Source organism: Nonomuraea sp. NPDC049309, from assembly GCF_043196965.1.
Classification (GTDB): Bacteria; Actinomycetota; Actinomycetes; order Streptosporangiales; family Streptosporangiaceae; genus Nonomuraea; species Nonomuraea fastidiosa.
The window spans coordinates 1,638,595-1,661,883 of record NZ_JBICSH010000001.1 but is presented as its reverse complement, the minus strand read 5'-3'; the positions used below and the strand labels follow the sequence as shown (position 1 = coordinate 1,661,883).

The following is a 23,289-nucleotide window of genomic DNA, read 5'->3' as shown; positions in this document are numbered from 1 at the left end:
TGTCCGGCAGTCACACCGGTCACCTTCACACCGCGTGGAACGTGTCGGGGTCGGGACCCAGCCGCTGCTCCCTGTTCATCGCGCTGATGGCCGCGAGGTCCTCGTCGTCGAGGAAGAAGTCGAAGACGTCGATGTTCTCGGCGATCCTGGCCGGCGTGACCGACTTCGGGATCACCACGTTGCCGATCTGGAGGTGCCAGCGCAGCACGATCTGCGCGGGCGTCTTGCAGTGCTTGTCGGCCAGCACCCGCAGCGCCGGGTCGTCGAGCAGCCCCCTGCCCTGGCCGAGCGGGCTCCACGCCTCGGTGAGAATGCCGTTGGCCTCGTGGAACTCCCGCATCTGGCGCTGCTGGAAGTACGGATGGAGCTCGATCTGGTTGATCGAGGGAACGATGTCGGCCTCGTTCATGAGCCGGGTGAGCGTCTCGACCGTGAAGTTGGACACGCCGATGGCCTTGGCCCGGCCGTCCCGGTAGATCTTCTCCATGGCCTTCCAGGCCTGCACGTACTTGTCGTGCTGCGGCATCGGCCAGTGGATGAGGTAAAGGTCGACGTAGTCGAGGCCGAGCCGGGCCAGCGACTCCTCGAAGGCGGCCTCGGCGCGGTGGTGCTGGCCGTTGGCCAGCTTCGTGGTCACGAACACCTTCTCGCGGGGCAGCCCGCTGGCGCGCACCGCGCGTCCCACGCCCTCCTCGTTGCCGTAGGCGGCGGCGGTGTCGATGTGCCGGTAGCCGGCCTTGAGCGCGGTCAGGACCGCCTGCTCGGTCTCTTCGGGCGGTACCTGCCAGACGCCGTACCCGAGCTGCGGGATCTGCACGCCGTCCGTGTTGAGCATGAGCGAGTTCATACCCTCCATTGTTCACGCCGCGTTTCCGGCGGCTTCAGGCGGTGGGGCTAGCTTGAAGCGGTCGTGAACGGCCCATCACCCGGGAGGGCAGGAGTGGTCGAACAGGCGTCGGCCTGGGTGGAGTCCCCGCTCCAGATGCTGTGCGCCGTCGAGGCCCACCATGCCGGGCTGCTCGGCCCGGCCACCGCCATCGTGCCGCGCGCCGGCCTGCGCCCGCTCGAGGCGACCGGGCGCGAGCTGCGCTCCATGGCGCTGCCCGAGGGCCTGGAGCTGGCCGAGCCGCGCGAGCGCATGCCGCGCCGCGTGCGGGCCGTGGGGGACGCCTTCTCCGGCAAGGTGCAGCTGCGCTGGCTGCTGTCCGGGCCGGGCCGCGTCGTCGTGGTGGACGACGGGCCGGCCACGCTGCGGCTGCTCGAACTGCTGGCCGGCGGCCCGTTCCGGCCGCTGTTGCGCGCCCGCGCCGAGGCGAGGCCGCTGCGCAGGGCGCTCGGCCTGGCCGCCGCCGTCCGGCTGCGCCTCAGCGACGTGTCGATCTTCACCGCGCTGCCCGTGGACGGCGCGCTCGCCGCGGCCGCCCGCCGCGCCGGCGTGCACCTCGTACGCCACGAGTTCGCCTGGCTGCGCGCGCAGCCGCCGAGCGCCGCGAGCCCGGCCGAGCGGACGGTCGTGCTCGGCACCTCGCTCGTGCGCAACGGCCTCGTCCGCCGCGACCACTACCTGCGCTGGCTCACCGACCTGGCCGCGCGCGAGCCCGTCGCCTACTTCCCGCACCGCCGCGAGGACCCCGTGGACGTCGCGCTGATCCGGGAGCGCCCCGGCATCACCGTCCACGACGCCGGCGCGCCCGCCGAGCTGACGCTGCGCGGCCTCGACGCCGGCCAGCGCGTGCTCAGCCTCCCCTCGACCGCGATCACGTCGCTGCGCGTGCTGCTCAGCCCGCGCGGCGTCGCCGTCGAGCCCGTCGACGTTCCCGATGACTGGTGGACCAGCAGGGCGGCGCCCGCCCTGCGCTCGCATGTGACAGGAGTTCCCGGGTGAGAGTGCTGGCCGTCGCCGACTCCGACTCGTATCTGAAGTGGGCGGCCTGCCTGCTCGGCGATCTGCCACCGGAGTGCGCGACGGAGGTGGTCGTGGTGCGCACGCCGATCGCTCCCTCGCCCGGGCAGATCGCCGCTGCAGTGGACGATCTGCCCGCGCCTCCGGTGCTGTCGGCGCGGTCGGTACGGCGAGCGGCAGACCCACCACGAGCGGCTGCCGTACCAGCGGCTGTGGCGGGAGATGGGGGAGCCGGGGCGGCTGAGGTTCGCGGCCGGGCCGATGCGCGAGCACCTGGAGCAGGCGGCCGGTTTCGTCACGGTCGGTTCGACGGCGGCGCTGGAGGCCATCGCGATGGGGGTGCCGTCGCTGGTGCTCAGCGACTTCGGGGTGAGCGCCGAGATGATCAACCTGGTGTTCGAGGGCAGCGGCCTGCTGGGCACGCTCGACGACCTGGCGCAGGGCCGCTTCCGCACGGCCTCGCCCGCCTGGTGCGCGGCCAGCTACTTCCACCCCGCCGAACGCGACGACTGGGCGCGGCGGCTGGCGGAGCTGGTGGCGTCGGGGCCGCGCCCGCCCGCCGTGTCGCTGCTCGACGGGCCTGCGCACGCGGCGGCGCGGCGCAGGGCCCGGCTGCGGGTGGAGGTGCCGCCCACGATGCTGCGGGCCGGCCACCGGGCCAAGCGCCGCGTGCGCCGCTCTCTCGAAGCGCTGACCTGAGCCTCCTGCGGCACCGGGCGAGCGCGCCCGCGATGGCGCGATCGCCCGGTGCCGCACCGGCACGACGCCGAAAGAGCGAGCAAAGCGGCTGGTCTCCAGGGGGAGCGGGCTTCAGACGGTCACCCGGCGCAGGCGGGCCTTGGGCGCCTGCTCGCCGGGGAAGACGCGCTTGACCCCGTCGCCCAGGGCCTGCTCGATGATGCCGGATGTCGCGTACCAGGTGCTCGAGCCCGGCCGGCTCCAGCGAGGCCGCGTGGTCGGAGCCCCACATCGTCCGGTCGAGCGTGATGTGCCGCTCCACGCAGACCGCGCCCAGCGTGACCGCGGCCAGGGAGATCTGCAGGCCGCGCTCGTGGCCGGAGTCGGCGGGCCGCTCCACCACGTGCGCGCCCGCCTGCCTGGCGGTCTCGGCGATCCCGTCGTGATCGGTGCTCACCACCACCCGGTCGATCAGCTCGGCGCGCAGGCAGGCCCGCACGGCCCTGGTGACCAGCGGGACGCCCTCGACCAGGGCGAGGTTCTTCAGGGGTACGCCCGCCGAACCTCCGCGGGCGGGAACTACGGCCAGGACTCGCAAGGTGTCTCCTCAGTGCAGCGGATTGCACCCAGAAGCTGAAGTCCGGTGTTGAACGGCCGGCGTCACCGCCCTGAACGCTGCGTGGGGATCCGGTAGAGCAACTCTGGCCTGCCCACCCCGCCGTACTGCGGGATGCGGGCCGCCACGCCCAGGTCCACGAGATATTCGAGGTAACGCCGCGCGGTCACCCGGGAGATGCCGATCGCGTCCCCCACCGCCTGCGCGCTCATCCCCGCGGGCCGCTCGCGCAGCTGCGCGGCCACCGCGTCGAGGGTGTCCTGCGCCATGCCCTTCGGCAGCTCGGCCGCGGTGCCCCGCAGGGTGCCGAGCACCCGGTCCACGTCGCCCTGGCCGACCGCGAGCCCGGCCTCCTCCTTGAAGCGGGCGTAGCGGGTCAGCCGCTCGGCCAGCGCCGCGAACGTGAACGGCTTGAGCAGGTACTGCACGATGCCCAGCGACACCGCGGAGCGCACCATGGCGAGGTCGCGCGCCGAGGTCACCGCGATGACGTCGCACAGCAGCCCGGCCGCGCGCACCGCCCGGCACACCTCAAGGCCGTGCATGTCGGGCAGGTAGAGGTCGAGCAGGATGAGATCGACCGGCCTGCGGCGCAGGAAGCGCAGCGCCTCGCCGCCCGACCTGACCACCCCGGCCACCTCGAAGCCGGGCACCCGCTCCACGTAGATGCGGTTGGCCTCGGCGGTGATCTCCTCGTCCTCGACCACCAGCACGGTGATGGGCTCGCCGCCCGGCCCTGCGGTCACGAGACCGGCTCCCTGCGCGGTGCGGGCAGGCGTACGGTGAAGACCGAGCCGTCCACCTCGATCGTGCCGCCGAGCCGCCGCACCGCCTGGCCCACCAGCGCCAGGCCCAGGCCGCGGCCGTCGCCCTTGGTCGTCCAGCCCTTCTCGAACGCGGCCTTGTCGGTCAGTCCCGGCCCGTCGTCGGCCACTCTGATGAGCACGCCGCGCTCGTCGCCGCTGATGTGCACATCGACCCGGTTCGCCGCGTCGATGGCGTTGTCGATGAGATTGCCGACGATCGTGACCAGGTCGCGCGGGTCGAGCCCCAGGTCGTCGAGCTCGCTGTCCTCGCTGATCACCAGCTCGGAGCCGCGTTCGGCCGCCTCCGCGCTCTTGCCCAGCAGCAGCGCCGCCAGCACGGGCTCGCGCACCGCGCCCACCACCCGGTCGGTCAGCTCCTGCGCCGCCCGCAGCTCGGCCGTGCCCAGCGCGATCGCCTGCTCGGTGCGGCCCAGCTCCACCAGCGTGATCACGGTGTGCAGCCGGTTGGCGGCCTCGTGCGCGGCCGAGCGCAGCGACTCGGCGAAGCCGCGCTCGGCGTCGAGCTGGCCGGACAGCGCCTGCAGCTCGGTGTGGTCGCGTACGGTGACAACCGTGCCGAGCCTGCTGGCCGCGCTGTTGACCGCGAGCACCCGGTCACCGGCGAGGTGGATGCGCTCCTCGTCGGCGGCCGCCAGCTCCGCAAGGCCCAGCTCGGCCACGTTCTTGCCTTCGGCGTCGGCGGGCAGGCCGAGCAGCTGCCTGGCCGCGTCGTTGCACAGCGTGAGCGTGCCGTCCCTGCCGACCAGCAGCAGCCCCTCCCTGACCGCGTGCAGGACGGCGTCGTGATGCTCGTGGATGCGGCCCAGCTCGACCGGGCCGAGTCCGTGGGTCTGGCGGCGCAGCCTGGCGGTCACCAGCCAGGTGCCGGCCGCGCCCAGCCCGAGCGCGAGCGCCACGATGAGGCCGCCCCAGGCGAGCTGCTCGCGCAGCCTGGCGTCGATGCGGTCGATCGTGATGCCGGCGCTGACCAGCGCTCGTACCCGGCCGCCGGTCACGACCGGCGTCACCGCCCGCTTCGACGGGCCCAGTGTGCCGGTGTAGGTCTCGGTGAACGTCCGGCCGCGCAGCGCCGGCTCGATGTGGCCGAGGAAGCGCCGGCCGATCTCCGCCGGGTTCGGATGGGTGTAGCGGGTGCCGTCGGGGCGCATGATCGTGATGAAGTCGACGCCGGTCGCCGCGCGGACGCGCTCGGCGTACGGCTGCAGCCGCGCCGACGGGTCGGGCTCGCCGAGCGCGGCCGCCACGTCGGGCGAGGCCGCCACGCTGACCGCCACCGCCCGCGCGGTGCCGCCCGCCTCCTCGGTGAGCAGCCGGTGCGCCTGCACCAGCGCGAGCGTCGCGCCGCCCGCGGCCGTCACGGTCACCACGAGCAGCTGCAGCACCAGCATCTGGCCGGCCAGGCTCCAGCGCCGCATGCTCCACCCTCCTCGTGAACGAAACTTACGCAATGGTGACCTGGATCACTCGTGAGGCGCATAGTCGCACGGATAGAAATCCGCTCCCAAACCGCCGGAGAACCCCCCTATGCGCGATCGCACCCGTTATCTCTATCTGGCCGTCGTGGTGGCGGTCCTGCTCGGCATCCTCGTCGGCTTCGTCGCACCCGACGTCGCCGTCCAGCTGAAACCCATCGGCACGGGCTTCGTCTCGCTGATCCAGATGGTGATCGGGCCGGTCATCTTCTGCACGATCGTGCTCGGCATCGGCTCGGTACGTCAGGCGGCCCAGGTCGGCAAGGTCGGCGGGCTCGCGCTCGGCTACTTCATCGCCATGTCCACGGTGGCGCTGATCATCGGCCTGGTGGTCGGCAACGTCATCGACCCCGGCTCCGGCCTGCAGCTCACCGACGCGGCCAGGGAGCGGGCCGAGGCGGAGGCGGCCAAGGGCGCCGAGGCGAGCATGGTGGACTTCCTGCTCGGCATCATCCCCAAGACGCTGGTGTCGGCGCTCACCGAGGGCTCGGTGCTGCAGGCGCTGCTCGTGGCGCTGCTGACCGGGTTCGCGCTGCAGGCGATGGGCCGCAAGGGCGAGCCGATCCTGCGCGCCATCGAGCACTTCCAGCGGCTGGTCTTCCGCATCCTCGCCATGATCATGTGGGCGGCGCCGGTGGGCGCGTTCGGCGCGATCGCGGCCGTCGTCGGCGACACCGGCATCGAGGCGCTCAAGAGCCTGGCCATCATCATGATCGCCTTCTACGTCACCTGCGTGCTGTTCGTCGGCGTCGTGCTCGGCGCTATCCTCTGGCTGGTCGCCAGGGTCAACCTGTGGTCGCTGCTGCGCTACCTGGGCAGGGAGTTCCTGCTGATCCTGTCCACCTCGTCGTCGGAGACGGCCCTGCCCCGGCTCATCGCCAAAATGGAGCACCTCGGGGTGAGCAAGACCGTGGCCGGCATCACCGTGCCGACCGGCTACTCCTTCAACCTCGACGGCACCGCCATCTACCTCACGATGGCCACGCTGTTCATCGCCACGGCCACCGGGTCGCCGCTGGGCTTCGGCGAGCAGGTCACGCTGCTGCTGTTCATGATGGTCGCCTCCAAGGGCGCGGCGGGCGTCACCGGCGCCGGCCTGGCCACGCTGGCCGGCGGCCTGCAGGCGCACCGGCCCGAGCTGGTGGACGGCGTGGGCCTCATCGTCGGCATCGACCGGTTCATGTCCGAGGCCAGGGCGCTGACGAACTTCGCGGGCAACGCCGTGGCCACCGTGCTCATCGGCACCTGGACCGGTCAGTTCGACAGGGAGCGGGCGGGACGCGTGCTCACCGGGCAGGCGCCGTTCGACGAGGCGACGCTGCTCGACGACGGCCACGACGGGGACGGCGGCGGTGGCGGCGGCCGGGACGGCGAGGACCCGCGCGAGCCCGCCAAGGAGCTGTCGCCCGCCTGACGTGCGGCGGGTCATGCCCCGGGGAGGCGCAGCACGAAGCGGGCGCCTCCGGTGCGGTCCTCGACGCGGATGGTGCCGCCGTGGGCGATCGCCACGTCACGCGCGATGGCCAGGCCCAGCCCGGTGCCGCCCGCGTCGCGGCTGCGGGCCGCGTCGAGGCGGGTGAACCGCTCGAAGATGCGCTCGCGGTCGTGCGGGGCGATCTCGATGCCGTCGTTCTCCACGGCGAGCACCACTACGGCGTGGTGCTCGCCGCCGTTGTCCCGGCCCTGCGTCCTGCCGCGCTCCTCGCGCACGGTGACGAGGATCGTGGTCTCGGCGTGCCGCTGGGCGTTGTCCAGCAGGTTCGTCAGCACCCTGGACAGCTGCAGCCGGACGCCCTCGACGTACGCGCCGTCCGCCAGGTCGACCGCGACGGGGATCTTGTCGGTGCGGGTGGCCAGCTCCTGCCGGACCAGCAAGGACAGGTCGAGGCGTTCCCTGACGATGTCCACCCGCGAGCCGATCCTGGCCAGCAGCAGCAGGTCGGAGATGATGGCCTCCAACCGGTCGGTGTCGCGCAGCGCGCTCTCCACCAGGGCCTCGAGGTCGGTGTCGTCCGGGTAGAGCTGGGCGCTCTCCAGCTGGGCGCGCAGCCCGGCGATGGGGGTGCGCAGCTCGTGCGAGGCGTCGGAGGCGAACTGGCGCTGCTGCTCGGCGGAGCGTTCCAGCCTGGCCAGCGTGCCGTTGATGGAGCGGGCGAGCTGGGCCACCTCGTCGTCGCCGGACGGCTGGGTGACGCGCCGGCTGAGGTCGCCGGCGTGCACGCGGTCGAGCTCGGCGCGCATGAGGGCGACGGGGCGCAGCGCCCGGCCGGTGACCAGCCACGTGGACCAGGCGGCCAGGACGATGAGCATGGTGACCTCGATCGCCACGACGACCTCCAGGGTGCGTGTCTGCAGCACGTCGGGCGAGCTGCGGCCGGCGTAGACGATGGGCGAGTCGGGGGAGACCGACACCCGCACCGCCGACACGTGGATGCATTCTGTGGGCAGGCAGTTCGTGGTGTTGACGACGCGGTCGGCGGCCGTGGGGCGGATGTCGGTGAGCGGCGGCAGGGTTCGCGCCCCGTCGCTGGCGCCGAGCAGCAGCCCGTCGGAGCTCACCACCTGGACGAGGTCGACGGTCGGGTTCGGCACCGGGATGGCGGCGCCCAGGGGCAGGACGCCGCCGCGCAGCTCGAACGCGATCCGCTCGGCGGTGTCCCGTGTGTCGTTGAAGACACCCTCGGCGACCAGCGTCTTGGTGACGACGATCCCGGCGATGGCAACGGGGATGAGCACGAGGGCGGCTATGGCCGTCGCGATGAGGGTGAAGCGTCCGCGCAGAGATCTGGCCCACCAGGGTGCCATCCCCCGAGGCTACCGAGGGCAAATGCAGTGATTTGTCCGCTATATACCGGGTAAGGGAAAAGCTTTGGCAAGTGCAGCGCTGCGGTCACGCGGCGGTGCCCGGCAAGTACCGCTCCCGTCGCCCGGCCGGCGGCACGGTCGGCGACGGTGGTGTGCGACGGGCCGGCGGACGGCGGCACCGTCAGCGCGGCAACCAGGCCGTGGCGTCCGGCGGCGGGCCGCCGGACGGTGGCACGGTCAGCGCTGGAGCCAGACGGTGGTGTCCGGCGGGATCGCGCCGTCGTCCGCGAGCGGGCCGCTGGACAGCAGCACCTCGCCGCCGAGGTCGAGGCGCACCGGCTCGTCCCCGGTGTTGAGCACCACGACCAGGCCGGGGTCGCGCTCGATCACCAGCACGTCCTCGGACGGGGAATCGAGCCAGGCCAGCGTGCCGCCGCCGAGCGCCGGGTGCCGCTTGCGCAGCCGCAGCGCGGCGCGGTAGAGGTTCAGCGTCGAGGCGGGGTCGTCCTCCTGCGCCTCGGCCGACAGCGCCGCCCACTCCGGCGGGATCGGCAGCCACGGGTCGCGCCAGCCGAGCCCCTCCGACGACGTCCACGGCAGCGGCACCCGGCAGCCGTCGCGGCTCTCGCCGCGCCGCAGGAACGCGGGGTCCTGACGCAGCTCGTCGGGGATGTCGAGCACCTCGGGCAGGCCCAGCTCCTCGCCGTTGTAAAGGTAGGCGGAGCCGGGCAGCGCCAGCATGAGCAGGGTGGCCGCGCGGGCGCGGGCCAGGGAGCCGTGCCGGGTGACGTGGCGCGGCTTGTCGTGGTTGGACAGCACCCACGTGGTGGGCGCGCCGACCAGCTCGGCCTCCTTCAGCGACTTCTCGATGACCGAACGGAACGACTTGGCGTGGAAGTCGGCCATCATGAACTCGAAGTTGAACGCCTGGTGCAGCTCGTCGGGCCCGACGTACCGGGCCAGCCGCTCGGCGGAGGACACCCACGCCTCGGCCACCGCCATGCGCCCGCCGGGATAGGAGTCGAGGATCGGCCGCCACTCGCGGTAGATGTCGTGCACGCCGTCCTGGTCGAAGTACGGCACCTGCTCGTCGCCGAGCATCTCGGCCTGCGGGCCGTCCTTCTGCCCCACGTCGGGCAGGCCCTCGGCCTTGATCATGCCGTGCGCCACGTCGATGCGGAAGCCGTCCACGCCCCGGTCCAGCCAGAAGCGCAGGATGTCGCGGAACTCGGCCCGCACCTCGGGGTTCTCCCAGTTGAGGTCGGGCTGCTCGGGGGCGAACAGGTGGAGGTACCACTGCCCGTCCTCGACCTGGGTCCAGGCGGAGCCGCCGAAGATGGACTCCCAGTCGTTGGGCCGGTCACGGAAGATGTAGCGGTCGCGCCGCTCGCCGCGCAGCGCCTGCTGGAACCAGGGGTGCCGGTCGGAGGAGTGGTTCGGCACCAGGTCCACGATGACCCTGATGCCCTTGGCGTGCGCGTCGGCGACCAGCGCGTCGAAGTCGGCGAGCGTGCCGAACATCGGGTCCACGTTGCGGTAGTCGGCCACGTCGTAGCCGCCGTCGGCCATCGGCGAGGTGTAGAACGGGCTCAGCCAGATGGCGTCCACGCCCAGCTCGGACAGGTAGCCGAGGCGCTGGCGCACGCCCTCGAGGTCCCCCATGCCGTCGCCGTTGGCGTCGGCGAAGCTGCGGGGGTAGACCTGGTACACGACGGCGTCCCGCCACCAGTCGTCGTTGCCGAGCATGGGCGTCCTTCCCGGGAGGTCCGGATGGTCGGTGTGGTTCTGGTGAAGGATGTCCGATTCACCGGACGAAGGTCAAGTGCAAGTTTCGGAAAGTTGCAGATCCCGGCCTCGCCGTCATGATCGGGTGTCCGCCAGGTCAGAACCGTTCGCGAGGGTGATGATCGGGTAACGCTCTTGCGCAAGTTCTTCCATGTTTTGCAAAGAGCCGCTAACGTCCCGGAAACGTCGAGCCAACCTCGGCGGCGGCGCGTGCCGCCGTTCCTCCGTGACCTCAGGAGGTCCCCCTCATGCGCATCCGGGCTCTGGGTGTGGCAGCTCTCGCGACCCTCGCGTTCACGGCGACCGCGTGCGGCGGATCGTCGTCACAGACCCCGGCGGAAGGCACGGCGTCCTCCGCCGCGTCATCGGCCCCCGCAGGCGCGGGCGGCACCCTCGTCATCTGGGCCGACCCCAACAGGGTCAAGGCGCTCAAGCCGTTCGCCGACCAGTTCGGCACCGAGAACGGCGTGACCGTCGAGGTCAAGGAGATCAGCAAGGACAACCAGACCACCTTCCTGACCGCCTCGCAGCAGGGCAGCGGCCCCGACATCATGATCGGCGCGCACGACTGGATCGGGAACCTGGTGCAGAACGGCGCCATCGACCCGGTCACCCTCACCGAGGAGCAGAAGGCGGCCTTCTCCCCGAAGGCCGTCCAGGCGGTGACCTTCAACGGGCAGATCTACGGCGCCCCGTACGCGGTGGAGAACATCGCCCTCATCCGCAACACCGAGCTCGCCCCCGACGCCCCCGCGACCATCGAGGACATGATCGCCAAGGGCAAGGAGCTCAAGAAGGACGGCAAGGTCAAGGAGGTGCTCTGCCTGCCGGTCGGCCAGAAGGGCGACGCCTTCCACGTCTACCCGATCTTCGCCTCCGGCGGCGGCGCGCTGTTCGGCACCACCGCGAGCGGCGACCCCGACCCCAAGCAGGTGCTGCTCGGCTCCGAGGGGTCGGTCAAGGCGTTCGAGAAGCTCGCCGAGCTGGGCGAGAAGGGCGAGGGCGCCCTGCGCACGTCGGTGACCAACGAGAACTACATCCCCACCTTCGCCGGCGGCAAGTGCGCCTTCCTCGTCTCGGGCCCCTGGGCGATCGGCGAGATCAAGAAGGCCGGCGTCTCCTACGACATCACCGCCGTCCCGCCGTTCAAGGACGGGCAGCCTGCCACCCCGTTCGTCGGCGTGCAGGCGTTCTTCGTCGCGTCCAAGGGCAAGAACAAGGCCCTGGCCCAGGAGTTCGTCGCCAACTACGTGACCAACAAGGACGTCGCCAAGGCGCTCTACGACGCCGACCCGCGGCCCCCGGCGCTGACCGCCGCCCTCGAAGAGGTCCAGGCGAGCGACCCCGACGCGGTCAAGTTCATGGAGGCCGGCAAGGACGGCATGCCGATGCCCGCCATCCCCGCGATGGCCGCCATCTGGGAGCCGTTCGGCGTCGCCGAGAACTCCGTGGTCAAGGGCGGCGACCCGGCCAAGGCCGCCGCGGCCGCGCAGAAGGCCATCGACGGCGCGCTCAAGAACTAGCCGCTCATGACGACGGACGTGCGCGAACCCGGGCGCGCGGCACCGCGGCCGCGCGCCGAGCGGACCACGGCGTTCGTGGTGAGCAGGATCGCGGTGCTCGGCGTGGCCGCCGCGATCCTGCTCTACGCCGTGCCGCCGCTGGTGGCCGCCGGATCGTGGGTGGCGCTTGCGCTGCTGTGCGCCGCCACCGCGGGCATCTCCTACCTCTACCTGACCCGGCGCTTCATACCGGCCAAGTACCTCATCCCGGGCACCGTCTTCCTCATCGCCTTCCAGGTGTTCCCCGTGCTCTACACGGTGACCACGGCGTTCACGAACTTCGGCGACGGGCACCGGGGCGACAAGGCCGCCGCCATCGAGGCCATCCAGAGCGGCTCGGTCCGCCAGGCGCCGGGCTCGCCCGAGTACACGCTCACCGCGGCCCTGCGCGGCGACGAGCTGGTGTTCCTGCTCGTGGACCCCAAGACCAAGCAGGTCTCGCTCGGCACGAAGGACGGCCTGGAGCCGCTGGCCGGCGCGCAGGTCGGCCTCACCGGCAAGGTGCTCGCCGCACCCGGCCTCACCGTGCTCAAGGCACCCGAGGCCGCCGCCCGGGGGCAGGAGATCAGCGCGCTGGCCGTCCCCACCCGCGACGGCCTCATCAAGGCGAACGGGCTCAGCCGCGCCGTCGAGGGCAAGGCGACCCTGGTGTACGACGCCGCCTGCGACTGCATCCAGGGCGAAGGCGGCCCCTGGCAGGCCGACGAGTCGCAGGGCTACTTCGTCAACGCCGAGGGCGAGCACCTGGCCCAGGGCTGGCAGGTCAATGTCGGCTTCGACAACTTCCTGCGGGTGCTCACCGAGCCCACCATCTCCCGCTACTTCGCCGGCGTGCTGGGCTGGAACCTGGTCTTCGCGCTCGCCTCCGTGCTCGGCACGTTCGCGCTCGGCATGTCCGTCGCCCTCGCCCTGCACCATCCGCGCATGCGCGGCACCCGCGTCTACCGGATCGTGCTGATCCTGCCGTACGCGATGCCGGCCTTCGCGATGCTGCTGGTCTGGCGCGACATGTTCAACCGCGACTTCGGCCTGATCAACCAGCTCCTCGGTGCCCAGATCGACTGGCTGGGCCAGACCGGCACCGCCAGGCTCGGCGTCATCCTGGTCAACCTGTGGCTCGGCTTTCCGTACATGTTCCTCGTCACCACGGGCGCGTTGCAGGCCATCCCGCGCGAGCTGACCGAGGCCGCGGCCATCGACGGCGCCACCCCGTGGAAGGCGTTCCGCCGGGTCACGCTGCCGCTGCTGCTCGTCGCGCTCACGCCGCTGCTGATCTCGTCGTTCGCGTTCAACTTCAACAACTACAACGCCATCGCCCTGACCACCGACGGCGGGCCGTTCCCCGCGGAGAACCCGCTGGTCGGCGGGACCGACCTGCTCATCACCTACACCTTCAGGCTCGCGTTCGGACCGGCGGGCGCGCAGTTCGGCTTCGCGGCGGCGATCTCGGTGTTCATCTTCGCCATCGTGGCGGTCATCTCCGCGGTGGCCTTCCGGCGCACCCGCAAGCAGGAGGAGGTCTACGCGTGAAGCTCGCCCTGCGGCACGTCTTCGTGCTGGCCGTGTGCGCGTTCGCGGTCTTCCCGATCCTCTTCGTGGTCTCCGCGGCGCTCAACCCGCTGGGCACGCTGGCCTCGACGGAGCTGCTGCCCACAGGGGCCAGCCTGGAGAACTTCGGCGACCTGCTGACCTCCGAGACCTATCCCTTCGGCCGCTGGTTCTTCAACTCGGTCTTCATCGCGCTGGTGTCGTCGTTCGCCGGCATGGTGCTGTCGCTGATGGCCGCGTACGCCTTCAGCCGCATGCGCTTCGCCGGCCGCCGGGTCGGGCTGCTCGCGCTGCTGCTCATCCAGATGTTCCCGCAGTTCCTGGCCATCGTGACGATCTTCATGATCTTCACCAGGGTGACCGAGCTGTACCCCGCGTTCGGCTTCGACACCGTGTGGGGCCTGCTGCTGCTCTACCTCGGCGGCGCGCTCGGCGTGAACACCTGGCTGATGAAGGGCTTCCTCGACACGGTGCCCAAGGAGCTGGACGAGGCCGCCACCGTGGACGGCGCCACCCACGCCCAGATCTTCTGGCGCATCATCGTGCCGCTGGTCACGCCGATCCTCGCGGTCACCGCGCTGCTGGCGTTCATCAGCACGATGAGCGAGTTCCTGATGGCGAACGTGTTCCTGCGCGACCCCGAGAGCAAGACGCTCGCGGTCGGCATGTACGGCATGATCGCGGGAGATCACCGCAACACGAACTTCGGCATGTTCGCCGCGGCCACTCTGATCACCGCCGTGCCCACGGTCGGCGTGTTCCTGTGGCTGCAGAAGTACATCGTCTCCGGCCTGACCGCCGGAGCCGTCAAGGGATGAAAGGGCACAGTGCGTTACCTCGGGGAACCTCATCACGACGGCTCCGCCCTGTACGTCTCCGACCAGCGGCCCGAGCTGGGAGCGCGGGTCACGCTCTGGCTGCGCGCACCGCTGGCCGCCGGGGTGACCGGCGTGCACGTGCGCGCCGTGCACGACGGCGAGCCCCGCTACGCCGAAGCCCGCGTCGACGAGACACGCCAGGGCGCGGGCGGCTACGGCAGGACCGACGTGTGGTGGCGGGCCGAGATCACCGCGGTCAACCCCGTCACCCGCTACCGCTTCCTGCTGCGCACCCGCGCCGGGCAGCGGTGGCTGACCGCGGCGGGCCTGGCCGCGCACGACGTCACCGACGCCACCGACTTCCGGCTCATCTGCCACGAGCCGCCGCCGTCGTGGCTGGCCGACGCGATCGTCTACCAGATCTTCCCCGACCGGTTCGACCGCTCGGGCCCCATGCCCGAGACGCCGGCGTGGGCACTGCCCCGCGACTGGGACCGCGACCCCGTCATCCCCAGCGGCCCCGGCACCTCCACCCAGTTCTACGGCGGCGACCTCGACGGCATCACCCGCAGGCTCGACCACGTGAGCGCACTCGGCGCCGACACCGTCTACCTCACGCCGTTCTTCCCCGCCCGCTCCAACCACCGCTACGACGCCTCGACCTTCGAGCACGTCGACCCGCTGCTCGGCGGCGACGCCGCGCTGCACCGGCTGTCGGACGCGCTGCACGCGCGCGGCATGCGGCTCATCGGCGACATCACCACCAACCACTGCGGCGACGCCCACGAGTGGTTCACCACCGCCGTCTCCGACGTCAACGCCCCCGAGCGGGAGATGTTCTACTTCGACCCCGCGACCGGCGACTACGAGTCCTGGTGGGGCTTCAAGTCGCTGCCCAAGTTCAACTGGGGCAGCGCGCTGGTGCGCGAGCGCATGACCGCGGTGCTCAAGCGCTGGCTCGGCCCGCTCGACGGCTGGCGGGTGGACGTCGCCAACATGACCGGCCGCCTGGCCGCCGACGACTACGCGCACGAGGTCGCCGCCATGCTGCGCGCCGAGGTCGGCCCCGACGCCGCGCTCATCGCCGAGCACAACCACGACGCGTCGGCCGACCTCGACCGCGACGGCTGGCACGGCACCATGAACTACGGCGGCTTCACCCGGCCGGTCTGGGCCTTCCTGCGCGGCCCCGAGACGGACCTTGAGCACTTCCTCGGCACGCCGGGCGGCATCCCCGAGCGCGACGGCACGGCCACGGTGGCCACGTTCCGGCAGTTCGCCGCCCACATGTCGTGGCGCTCGTATGTGCACTCCTGGCAGCTGCTCGACTCCCACGACTCGCCCCGCGTGCGCACCGTGACCGGCTCGCGCGAGCGCCACCTCGTCGCGGCCGGGCTGCAGGCCACGCTCCCCGGCACGCCGATGATCTTCGCGGGCAGCGAGTTCGGCCTGACCGGCGTCAACGGCGAGCACGCGCGCACCCCCATGCCCTGGAACCGGCCGGCCGACCAGGACCTCGCGACGCTGGCCGGCTATCGCGAGCTGTTCGGCCTGCGCAGGGCCGAGCCCACGCTGCGGCACGGCGGCCTGCGCTGGCTGCACGCCGACGCCGACTGCCTGGTGTTCGCGCGGGAGGCGTACGAGGAGACGATCGTGGTGTGCGCGCGGCGGGCGCCCGGCGCGCCGATCCCGCTCGGCGAGCACGCCACGGGCCTGTACCAGGCGGACGACGGAGACGTCATACCAGGCGATGGACCTTCGGTGAGCATGTGGCGCGTGAGACGTTGATCACGCTACGGTGGCACCCGTTACCTTTCCGTACCTTCTCATCTCGATAGTGGTGTGCCCCGTATGAGGTTGGTGTCTGTAGCCGTCATCGCTTCGCTTCTGCCCGCCGTTCCTGCCGCCGCCGCGACGGAGTCCGCGCGGTCCGCGCCATCGACCGCGAGCGCGAAGGCCGGCACCACCTACTACGTCGACTCCCGCGCCGGCGACGACTCCGCCGACGGCACGAGCGAGCGCACCGCGTGGAAGACGCTGGCGAACGTCAACGCCGCCGAGCTCAAGCCGGGCGACACGATCGCCGTCAAGCGCGGCAGCACGTTCACCGCCCCGCTGATCCTCGAGGCCGACGGCACCGCCGCCAAGCCCATCGTCGTGCGCGCCTACGGCAAGGGCGCGCTCCCCAAGATCAGCGGCACCCAGAACGACTGCGTGATCGTCAAGGGCGACCACTGGCGCATCAGCGGGCTGCGCGCCTCCGGCTGCCGCTGGGCCGGCTTCCGGCTCGACGGCCGCCGCATCGAGCTGTCCGGCGTGAAGGCCGACCGCAACATCGCCGGTGTGATGGTCGCGCCGTCCGGCTCGCACAACACCATCCGCGACAGCGTGCTGACCGACAACAACCGGATGAGCGTCAACGACGAGGGCGGCGACAACGACTCCGGCGCGTTCGGCGTGCTGCTCAACGGCGACGACAACCTCGTGACCGGCAACACCATCACCGGCAGCTACGCCAAGAGCAAGGACTACGGCACCGACGGCGCCGCCGTCGAGATCTTCAACGGCGACCGCAACGTCGTCACGCACAACATCGCCCGCGACAACGACACCTTCACCGAGCTGGGCGCGCAGAAGGGCAAGACCGCGACCGGCAACGTGTTCGCCTTCAACGTGGTCACCTCCAAGCACAGCCGCGGCTCGTTCCTCATCACCCGGGGCCCGCGCCACGTCGTCGGCCCGGTCAAGGGCACGATCGCGGTGCACAACTCCGTCTACCTGCCGGCCCGCGACACCATCGGCTGGTCCTGCCACGACGGGTGCTCGCCGTCGATCCTGAAGCTGCGCAACAACGTGATCCACGTCGGCGGCGAGGCCGGCTTCGCCGACGGCAAGGGCGCCGACGAGGCGGGCGGCGTCTACAAGGGGCGCACGGCCAGGTTCAAGCCGGGGCCGAAGACGGTCATGGCCGACCCGAAGTTCGTCTCCCGCACGGACCTGCGGCTGCGTCCCGGCTCCCCGGCGATCGGCCGCGGCGTGAAGCTGACCTCCAAGTGGTACGGCGGCAAGGCCATCCCCAAGGACGCCGCGGGCAAGCCGCTGAGGTCCGCGCCCGACGCCGGCGCCTACCAGCGCTGACGCGATGCTGGACGCCGAGCATCTGGCGGCGCGCAGGGAACTGGTGCGCGGGCTCGCCGAGTCCGGCGCCCCCAGGCGCTACTGGCACCTGGGGGACGCCGATGGGCGGGCGTGGCTCTTCGAGAGCGTCGAAGGCGACGGCGAGCACTGGGCCGTGCGCCAGGTCGAGGTGGGCGCCGACCGCGCCGCCCGCCGGTACTGGTGGCGCCACCTGCAGGACGAGCAGGGGTTCCTCGCCGACCAGCCGCTGGAGATCTGGGAGCTGACCGAGATCACCCCTGAGGCGTTCGAAGCGGTCTGGGACGCCGCCGGCTGACCAGGAAGCCGGCGGGTCCTGACGTGGCGCCCGCGGCGCCGCGGGCCGATCCGCGGGTTCTTATCCGGCGAGGGCCGGGTAGAGCACGTCCAGGCCGGCGGACAGCCCGGACCTGGCCTCCTTGCTGACGTCGTCGGCCAGCACTTCGTACGCCCCCGACTCCAGCCCGTCCAGCGCCGCGGCGACCGCCGCCTCGGGGGAGATCTTGGGCTCGGTGAGGCCGGCGACCATGTCGGTGTCGATGTAGCCGGCGTGCACGCCCACCACCTGCGTGCCCTGCTCGAGCAGCTCGAGCCGCAGCGCGTTGGTCAGCGACCAGGCCGCCGCCTTCGATGCCGCGTACGTGGTGACGCGCGGGAAGGTGATCCACGACAGCACCGACAGGATGTTCACCAGCGCGCCGCCGCCGTTGCGGCCCAGGATGGGCGCGAAGGCGCGGCTCATGGCCAGCGTGCCGAAGTAGTTGACCTCCATCTCGGCCCTGGCGCCGTCCAGGGTGCCTTCGGGGCCGCGTGAGATGCCCGCGTTGTTGATCAGCAGGGTGAGGTCGCCGCACTGTTCGGCGGCGGCCGCCACGGCGGCCGGGTCGGTCACGTCGAGCGCGATCGGGGTGAGCGCCGGGTCGGTGATCGTCTCGGGGTTCCTGGCGGCGGCGTAGACCTTCGCCGCGCCGCGCTCGACGAGTGCGCGGGTGAAGACGGCCCCGAGGCCGCGGTTGGCGCCGGTGACGAGCGCGACGCTGCCGGTGATCTTCACGAGGTTCGCTCCAGGATGAGGGCGTTGGCCAGGCCGCCGGCCTCGCACATGGTCTGCAGGCCGTAACGGGCGCCACGCTCGTGGAGAGCGTGGACGAGCGTGGTGGTGATGCGGGCGCCGCTGGCGCCCAGAGGGTGACCGAGGGCGATGGCGCCGCCCTTGACGTTCACCTTGGCGGGGTCGGCTCCGGTCTCCTGCTGCCAGGCCAGCACGACGCTGGCGAACGCCTCGTTGACTTCGAACAGGTCGATGTCGCCGAGGCTCAGCCCGGCCTTGCGCAGCACCTTCTCGGTGGCCGGGATCACGCCGGTGAGCATGAGCAGCGGATCGGAGCCGGTGACGGCGAAGCTGTGCAGCCTGGCCAGGGGCCGCAGGCCGAGGCGGGCCGCGGTCTCCGACGTGGTGATCAGCACCGCCGCGGCGCCGTCGTTGATGGGGCTGGAGTTGCCGGCGGTGACCGACCAGTCGATCTGGGGGAACCGCTCGGCGTAGCCGGGGTCGGCGAAGGCCGGTTTGAGCCCGGCGAGGATCTCGGGGGTGGTCGCCGGACGTACGGACTCGTCCCTGTCGAGGCCGGCGATCGGCGCCATCTCGGCGCTGAAGTCCGCCGCCGCGGCCTTAGCGTGCGACTGCGCGGAGAACGCGTCGAGCCGCTCGCGGCTGAGCGACCACTTGGCGGCGATCAGCTCGGCGCTGATGCCCTGCGGCACCAGGCCGTCGGGGTAGCGGGCGGCGAGGCCGGGCCCGAACGGGTCGGTGCCCGGCGGCACGTTCGACCACATGGGCACGCGGCTCATCGACTCCACGCCGCACGCGATGACCAGGTCGTACGCGCCGGACAGCACGCCCTGGGCGGCGAAGTGCACGGCCTGCTGTGACGAGCCGCACTGCCGGTCCACGGTGACGGCGGGCACGGAGTCGGGGAAGCCGGCCGCCAGCCAGGCGTACCGGGTGGTGTTCATGGCCTGCTCGGCCACCTGGTCGACGCAGCCGCCGATGACGTCGTCCACCTCGGACGGGTCGATGCCGCTGCGCTCGACGAGCGCTTTCAGGGCGTGGGCGAGCAGATCGACCGGGTGCACGCCGGACAGAGCGCCGCCGGGTTTTCCCTTGCCGATGGGGGTGCGCACGGCCTGAACGATGACGGCGTCACGCATCGCGGCCCCTTCCTTATAGGTTGGATTTTCCAACCCACCATAAGTGAGTTGGAAAATCCAACGCAACCCCTATGAGGCTCGCCTGGAGAACCCCGCCAGGCCGTGAATGATCATGTCGATCGCGGTGTCGAAGTCGCGCTCGACCTCTTTCGGGTCGGCGGGCAGGTGGCCCTGTGTCTCGGCCATGATGAAACCCGTGACGAACGCGTGCAGCACGTCGCTGGTGCGCCGCAGCTCCTCCTCCGGCACCCCGGCCAGGCGGAGGATGCGGTAGAGCGCCTGCCAGAGCGCTTGCGTGCGGTCGGAGATGATCTCGGGGTGCCGGTGCAGGTAGGCCCACAGGTTCGCGTGCGTGCGGGTGTGCTCGTGATAGGCGATCGCGAGCCGCCTGAGCTGGTCCTCCCATGGTGAGCCGTCGTCGGCGGGCAGCTTGACGCGCTGGTTGGCGGCGATGCAGAGGGTCTTGATCAGTGCCTCTTTGTTCTCCACGTGGTGGTAGAGCGACATCGGGTTGACCTGCAGCTCGGCCGCCAGCTTGCGCATGGACAGCGCCTCGACGCCGCTCTCTTCCACCAGGCGCAGTGCCGTGGTGCAGATCTCTTCGATGGTCAGGGGTGTGCCCCTGCGCGCGCTAACAGCCATACGCCGTATGGTAGCGTCAGCCATACGGTGTATGGCTTATGGAAGGGAGCAACCCCGTGGCGCAGATTCCCGCCCCGAAGGGCCTGCCGATCGTCGGCAACACCTTGCAGATCCCCTCGCACGCCCCTGTCGAGCACTTCATGAAGGTGGCGGCGCAGTACGACGAGGGCATCATCCAGTTCGAGGTCGCCGGCCGCCGGATCGTGCTGGTCTACGACCCCGACCTCGTGGCCGAGGTGTGCGACGAGACCCGTTTCGTCAAGCGCATCAAGCCGCCGCTGACGATCGTGCGCGACTTCGGCGGCGACGGGCTGTTCACCGCCGACTCCGACGAGCCGGTCTGGGGCCACGCCCACCGCATCCTCATGCCCGCCTTCAGCCAGCGCTCGATGAAGGCGTACTACCCGCAGATGCTGGAGATCGCCGAGCAGCTCGTCGGCTCCTGGGCCGCCCGCCAGGGGCAGGACCTGCCGGTCGCCGACGACATGACCAGGCTCACCCTCGACACGATCTCGCTCACCGGCTTCGGCTACCGCTTCCGCTCCTTCGACTCGCCCGAGCTGCACCCGTTCCTGACCGCGATGGGCGGCGCGCTGACCGAGGCGATGCTGCGCAACCAGCAGCTCCCGATCGTCACCAGGCTCAGGAAGTCGCACGAGCACTCCTACCGGCGCGACATCGCCACCATGCGGTCGCTGGTGGACGACCTGATCAAGCAGCGCAGAGCGGAAGGCGGCGGCGAGCCCGCCAAGGACCTGCTCGGGCTCATGATGGAGGCCGCCGACCCGAAGACCGGCGCCCGGCTGTCGGACGAGAACATCCGCAACCAGGTGCTCACCTTCCTCATCGCCGGCCACGAGACCACCAGCGGGCTGCTCTCGTTCGCCCTGTACAACCTGCTGCGCGAGCCGCACACCCTGGCCCGCGCCTACGACGAGGTGGACCGGCTGCTGCCCGGCGACGAGCCGCCCACGTACGAGACGATCATGAAGCTGGACGTCATCCCCCGCGTCCTGGAGGAGACGCTGCGGTTCTGGTCGCCCATCCCGCTCTTCAACGTCAGCGCGATCCGCGACACCGAGATCGGCGGCTACCACATCCCCGAGGACCAGGGCGTCGGCGTGCTGCTGCCGCTGCTGCACCGCCACCCCAAGGCGTGGGAGCGGCCCGACGAGTTCGACATCGACCGCTGGCTGCCGGAGAACAAGAAGCACCACCACCCCGCCGCGTACAAGCCGTTCGGCAACGGCGAGCGGGCCTGCATCGGCCGCCAGTTCGCGCTCACCGAGGCCAGGCTGGCGCTCGCGATGATCCTGCGCCGCTTCGCGCTGTCCGACCCCTCCGCGTACCGGATGAAGCTCAAGCAGACGCTCACCCTCAAGCCCGACGGCTTCACGCTGCGGGTCCGCGAACGCCGGCCCCACGAGCGCGCCCTGCCCGCCGAGCAGCCCGTGCAGGAGAGCGAGCAGCAGGACCTCGCGGTGACCGGGGCGGTCGGGGTGCCGCTCACCGTCGCCTACGGCTCCAACCTCGGCACCAGCGCCGACATCGCCGAACGGCTGGCCGAGCGGGCCGGGCGGGCCGGCTTCGCCGTCACCCTCACCACGCTCGACGAGCTCACCCCGCCCAGCGAGGGCCTGCTCATCGTGGTCGCCTCCTCCTACAACGGCAAGGCGCCCGACAACGCCCAGCGCTTCGACGCCCTGGAGAGCCTGCCCGACATGTCGGGCGTGCGGCTGGCCGTGCTCGGCTGCGGCAACACACAGTGGCCGACGTACCAGGAGTTCCCGCGGCGCGCGTACGACAAGCTCACCGCCGCCGGAGCCGTGCCGATCGTCGAGCGGGGCGAGGCCGACACCGACGGCGACTTCGACGGCGACGTCACCGCCTGGACCACCCGCCTGTGGGCGGCGCTCGCCGAGGAATACGCCGCCGACGCCGGCGGCACCGGGCCCCGCTACCGGATGGAGGTGCTCGCCGAGACCGAGGTCAGGCCCTCGGTGGTGTCGGAGCGTGCCGTGCCGTTCACCGTGGTCTCCAACGAGGAGCTGACCGGCGACCCCGAAGGGCTGTGGGACTTCTCCGCCGAGGCGCCGCGCCCCGGCGTGCGCTCCATCGTGGCCAGGCTGCCCGAGGGCGTCACCTACACCGCCGGCGACCACATCGCGGTCTTCGCGAAGAACGACCCCGAACTGGTCGAGTGGGCCCTGCGCTGCCTGCGGGTGCCGCGCGAGCAGGTCGTCCGGCTGCACGCCGACGGCGCCACCCACCTGCCCGTCGGCACGCCGGTCACCGCCGGGCTGCTGCTCACCGAGTTCGCCGAGCTGCAGCAGGTCGCCACCAGGTCCGACCTGGAGGCACTGGCCGCCCACACCGACTGCCCGTGGACCAAGCGGCAGCTCGCCGAGCTCACCGCCTCCTACGCCGACGAGATCCTCGCCAAGCGCGTCTCGCCGCTCGCGCTGCTCGACCGCTTCCCCGCCATCGAGCTGCCGCTGCCGGTGTTCCTGGAGATGGCCGGGCCCATCAAGCCGCGCTACTACTCGGTCTCCTCCTCGCCGCACGCCGACCCCGGCCTCGTCCGGCTCACCGTCGGCCTCGTCGAGGGGCCCGCCTGGTCCGGCAACGGCACCTACCAGGGCATGTGCTCGGCGTACCTGGCCGGGCTGAAGGAGGGCGACGTCTTCTACGGCTACGTCCGCGTGCCCGCGCCGCCCTTCCGCCTGCCCGCCGACCCCGCCACGCCGATCATCCTCGTCGGCCCCGGCACCGGCTTCGCGCCGCTGCGCGGCTTCCTGGAAGAGCGGGCGCTCACTGGGGCGAGCGGGCGCGCCGAGGTCTTCACCGGCTGCCGGCACCCCGAGCACGACCTGCTCTATGCCGACGAGCTCGCCGCCTGGGAGCAGGCCGGTCAGGTGACCGTGCACCGGGCGTACTCGGCGGTCGCCGGGCACCCGTACCGGTTCGTCCAGGACGCCGTGGCCGCGCACGCCGACGAGGTGTGGACGCTGCTCGAACAGGGCGCCCACGTGTACGTCTGCGGCGACGGCCTGCGCATGGCCCCCGCCGTCCGGCAGGCCCTCCTCGACATCCACCGGGACAAGACCGGCGAGGACGGCACCGCCTGGCTCGCGAACCTGGAAGCCCAGGGCCGCTACCAGCAGGACGTCTTCGCCTGACACCGACGGGTCTCACGCGGAGGACTTCGTGAGGCGCGGGCCGTGCGTCGGGCTTGGTACAGCGCGTGTGGCGCGGGGTTCGCCGTG

General features: G+C 71.6%; 18 protein-coding genes and 2 pseudogenes. 11 read left to right on the top strand and 9 right to left on the bottom strand.

The features are described from left to right. Positions 1-25: 25 nt before the first annotated feature. The gene (locus tag ACGFIM_RS07560) at positions 26-847 is read right to left on the bottom strand and encodes an aldo/keto reductase (RefSeq protein ID WP_393196209.1); all 822 of its coding nucleotides are present in this window, start codon (positions 845-847) and stop codon (positions 26-28) included. A 93-nt stretch (positions 848-940) separates the two neighbouring features. Between ACGFIM_RS07560 and ACGFIM_RS07555 the strand changes: the two genes are divergently transcribed. The 3 genes and pseudogenes from ACGFIM_RS07555 to ACGFIM_RS07545 all read left to right on the top strand — a co-directional run bounded on the left by ACGFIM_RS07555 (position 941) and on the right by ACGFIM_RS07545 (position 2,602). Further along, complete coding sequence (locus ACGFIM_RS07555; protein WP_393196206.1) at positions 941-1,885, top strand: hypothetical protein; 945 nt, start codon at positions 941-943, stop codon at positions 1,883-1,885. Continuing rightward, positions 1,828-2,067 (top strand): annotated as a pseudogene (locus ACGFIM_RS07550) (DUF6716 putative glycosyltransferase); the annotation flags it as partial. The gene ACGFIM_RS07555 and the pseudogene ACGFIM_RS07550, both read left to right, overlap by 58 nt. A gap of 97 nt (positions 2,068-2,164) precedes the next feature. Beyond that, complete coding sequence (locus ACGFIM_RS07545; protein WP_393196203.1) at positions 2,165-2,602, top strand: DUF6716 putative glycosyltransferase; 438 nt, start codon at positions 2,165-2,167, stop codon at positions 2,600-2,602. A gap of 250 nt (positions 2,603-2,852) precedes the next feature. Here the strand turns inward: ACGFIM_RS07545 and ACGFIM_RS07540 are convergent. From ACGFIM_RS07540 to ACGFIM_RS07530, 3 genes and pseudogenes are all read right to left on the bottom strand, one after another. Then, a pseudogene (locus ACGFIM_RS07540) lies at positions 2,853-3,179 on the bottom strand (cytidylyltransferase domain-containing protein); the annotation flags it as partial. A gap of 62 nt (positions 3,180-3,241) precedes the next feature. After that, positions 3,242-3,943 carry a response regulator gene (locus ACGFIM_RS07535; RefSeq protein WP_393196200.1) on the bottom strand — a complete coding sequence of 234 codons (702 nt, stop codon included), beginning with the start codon at positions 3,941-3,943 and terminating at the stop codon, positions 3,242-3,244. Then, a complete protein-coding gene (locus tag ACGFIM_RS07530; RefSeq protein ID WP_393196197.1) occupies positions 3,940-5,439 on the bottom strand; it encodes an ATP-binding protein in 1,500 nt (499 codons plus the stop codon). The genes ACGFIM_RS07535 and ACGFIM_RS07530 overlap by 4 nt, the downstream gene beginning before the upstream one ends. Before the next feature lie 109 nt (positions 5,440-5,548). On the opposite strand from ACGFIM_RS07530, the gene ACGFIM_RS07525 reads away from it, so the two are divergent. Then, entirely contained in the window at positions 5,549-6,910 is a 1,362-nt protein-coding gene (locus ACGFIM_RS07525) for a cation:dicarboxylate symporter family transporter (protein ID WP_393196194.1), read from the top strand. 11 nt (positions 6,911-6,921) lie between these two features. Here the strand turns inward: ACGFIM_RS07525 and ACGFIM_RS07520 are convergent, their stop codons facing one another. After that, entirely contained in the window at positions 6,922-8,301 is a 1,380-nt protein-coding gene (locus tag ACGFIM_RS07520) for a sensor histidine kinase (RefSeq protein ID WP_393196191.1), read from the bottom strand. A 237-nt stretch (positions 8,302-8,538) separates the two neighbouring features. After that, positions 8,539-10,047: a glycoside hydrolase family 13 protein gene (locus tag ACGFIM_RS07515; protein ID WP_393196188.1), complete on the bottom strand. Its 1,509-nt coding sequence runs from the start codon at positions 10,045-10,047 to the stop codon at positions 8,539-8,541. 287 nt (positions 10,048-10,334) lie between these two features. Here ACGFIM_RS07515 and ACGFIM_RS07510 point away from each other — a divergent pair, with 287 nt between their 5' ends. From ACGFIM_RS07510 to ACGFIM_RS07485, 6 genes are all read left to right on the top strand, one after another. Continuing rightward, positions 10,335-11,609 (top strand): extracellular solute-binding protein, encoded by a 1,275-nt coding sequence (locus ACGFIM_RS07510; RefSeq protein ID WP_393196185.1) that lies wholly within the window; start codon positions 10,335-10,337, stop codon positions 11,607-11,609. 6 nt (positions 11,610-11,615) lie between these two features. Next, positions 11,616-13,178: an ABC transporter permease subunit gene (locus ACGFIM_RS07505; RefSeq protein ID WP_393196182.1), complete on the top strand. Its 1,563-nt coding sequence runs from the start codon at positions 11,616-11,618 to the stop codon at positions 13,176-13,178. Further along, positions 13,175-14,014: a sugar ABC transporter permease gene (locus ACGFIM_RS07500; RefSeq protein WP_393196179.1), complete on the top strand. Its 840-nt coding sequence runs from the start codon at positions 13,175-13,177 to the stop codon at positions 14,012-14,014. The genes ACGFIM_RS07505 and ACGFIM_RS07500 overlap by 4 nt, the downstream gene beginning before the upstream one ends. 9 nt (positions 14,015-14,023) lie before the next feature. Further along, a complete protein-coding gene (locus ACGFIM_RS07495; RefSeq protein WP_393196176.1) occupies positions 14,024-15,802 on the top strand; it encodes a glycoside hydrolase family 13 protein in 1,779 nt (592 codons plus the stop codon). Positions 15,803-15,865: 63 nt separating this feature from the next. Next, entirely contained in the window at positions 15,866-17,152 is a 1,287-nt protein-coding gene (locus tag ACGFIM_RS07490) for a right-handed parallel beta-helix repeat-containing protein (RefSeq protein ID WP_393196173.1), read from the top strand. A 4-nt stretch (positions 17,153-17,156) separates the two neighbouring features. Beyond that, complete coding sequence (locus ACGFIM_RS07485; protein WP_393196170.1) at positions 17,157-17,468, top strand: hypothetical protein; 312 nt, start codon at positions 17,157-17,159, stop codon at positions 17,466-17,468. Positions 17,469-17,528: 60 nt separating this feature from the next. On the opposite strand, the gene ACGFIM_RS07480 is transcribed toward ACGFIM_RS07485, so the two are convergent. The 3 genes from ACGFIM_RS07480 to ACGFIM_RS07470 all read right to left on the bottom strand — a co-directional run bounded on the left by ACGFIM_RS07480 (position 17,529) and on the right by ACGFIM_RS07470 (position 20,023). Continuing rightward, entirely contained in the window at positions 17,529-18,224 is a 696-nt protein-coding gene (locus ACGFIM_RS07480) for an SDR family oxidoreductase (protein WP_393196163.1), read from the bottom strand. Beyond that, entirely contained in the window at positions 18,221-19,381 is a 1,161-nt protein-coding gene (locus ACGFIM_RS07475) for a thiolase family protein (protein WP_393196160.1), read from the bottom strand. The genes ACGFIM_RS07480 and ACGFIM_RS07475 overlap by 4 nt, the downstream gene beginning before the upstream one ends. 69 nt (positions 19,382-19,450) lie before the next feature. Continuing rightward, complete coding sequence (locus tag ACGFIM_RS07470) at positions 19,451-20,023, bottom strand: TetR/AcrR family transcriptional regulator (protein WP_393196157.1); 573 nt, start codon at positions 20,021-20,023, stop codon at positions 19,451-19,453. A 56-nt stretch (positions 20,024-20,079) separates the two neighbouring features. Here ACGFIM_RS07470 and ACGFIM_RS07465 point away from each other — a divergent pair, with 56 nt between their 5' ends. Beyond that, positions 20,080-23,202, top strand: a complete 3,123-nt coding sequence (locus ACGFIM_RS07465; RefSeq protein ID WP_393196154.1) for a bifunctional cytochrome P450/NADPH--P450 reductase — start codon at positions 20,080-20,082, stop codon at positions 23,200-23,202. Positions 23,203-23,289: the final 87 nt, after the last annotated feature.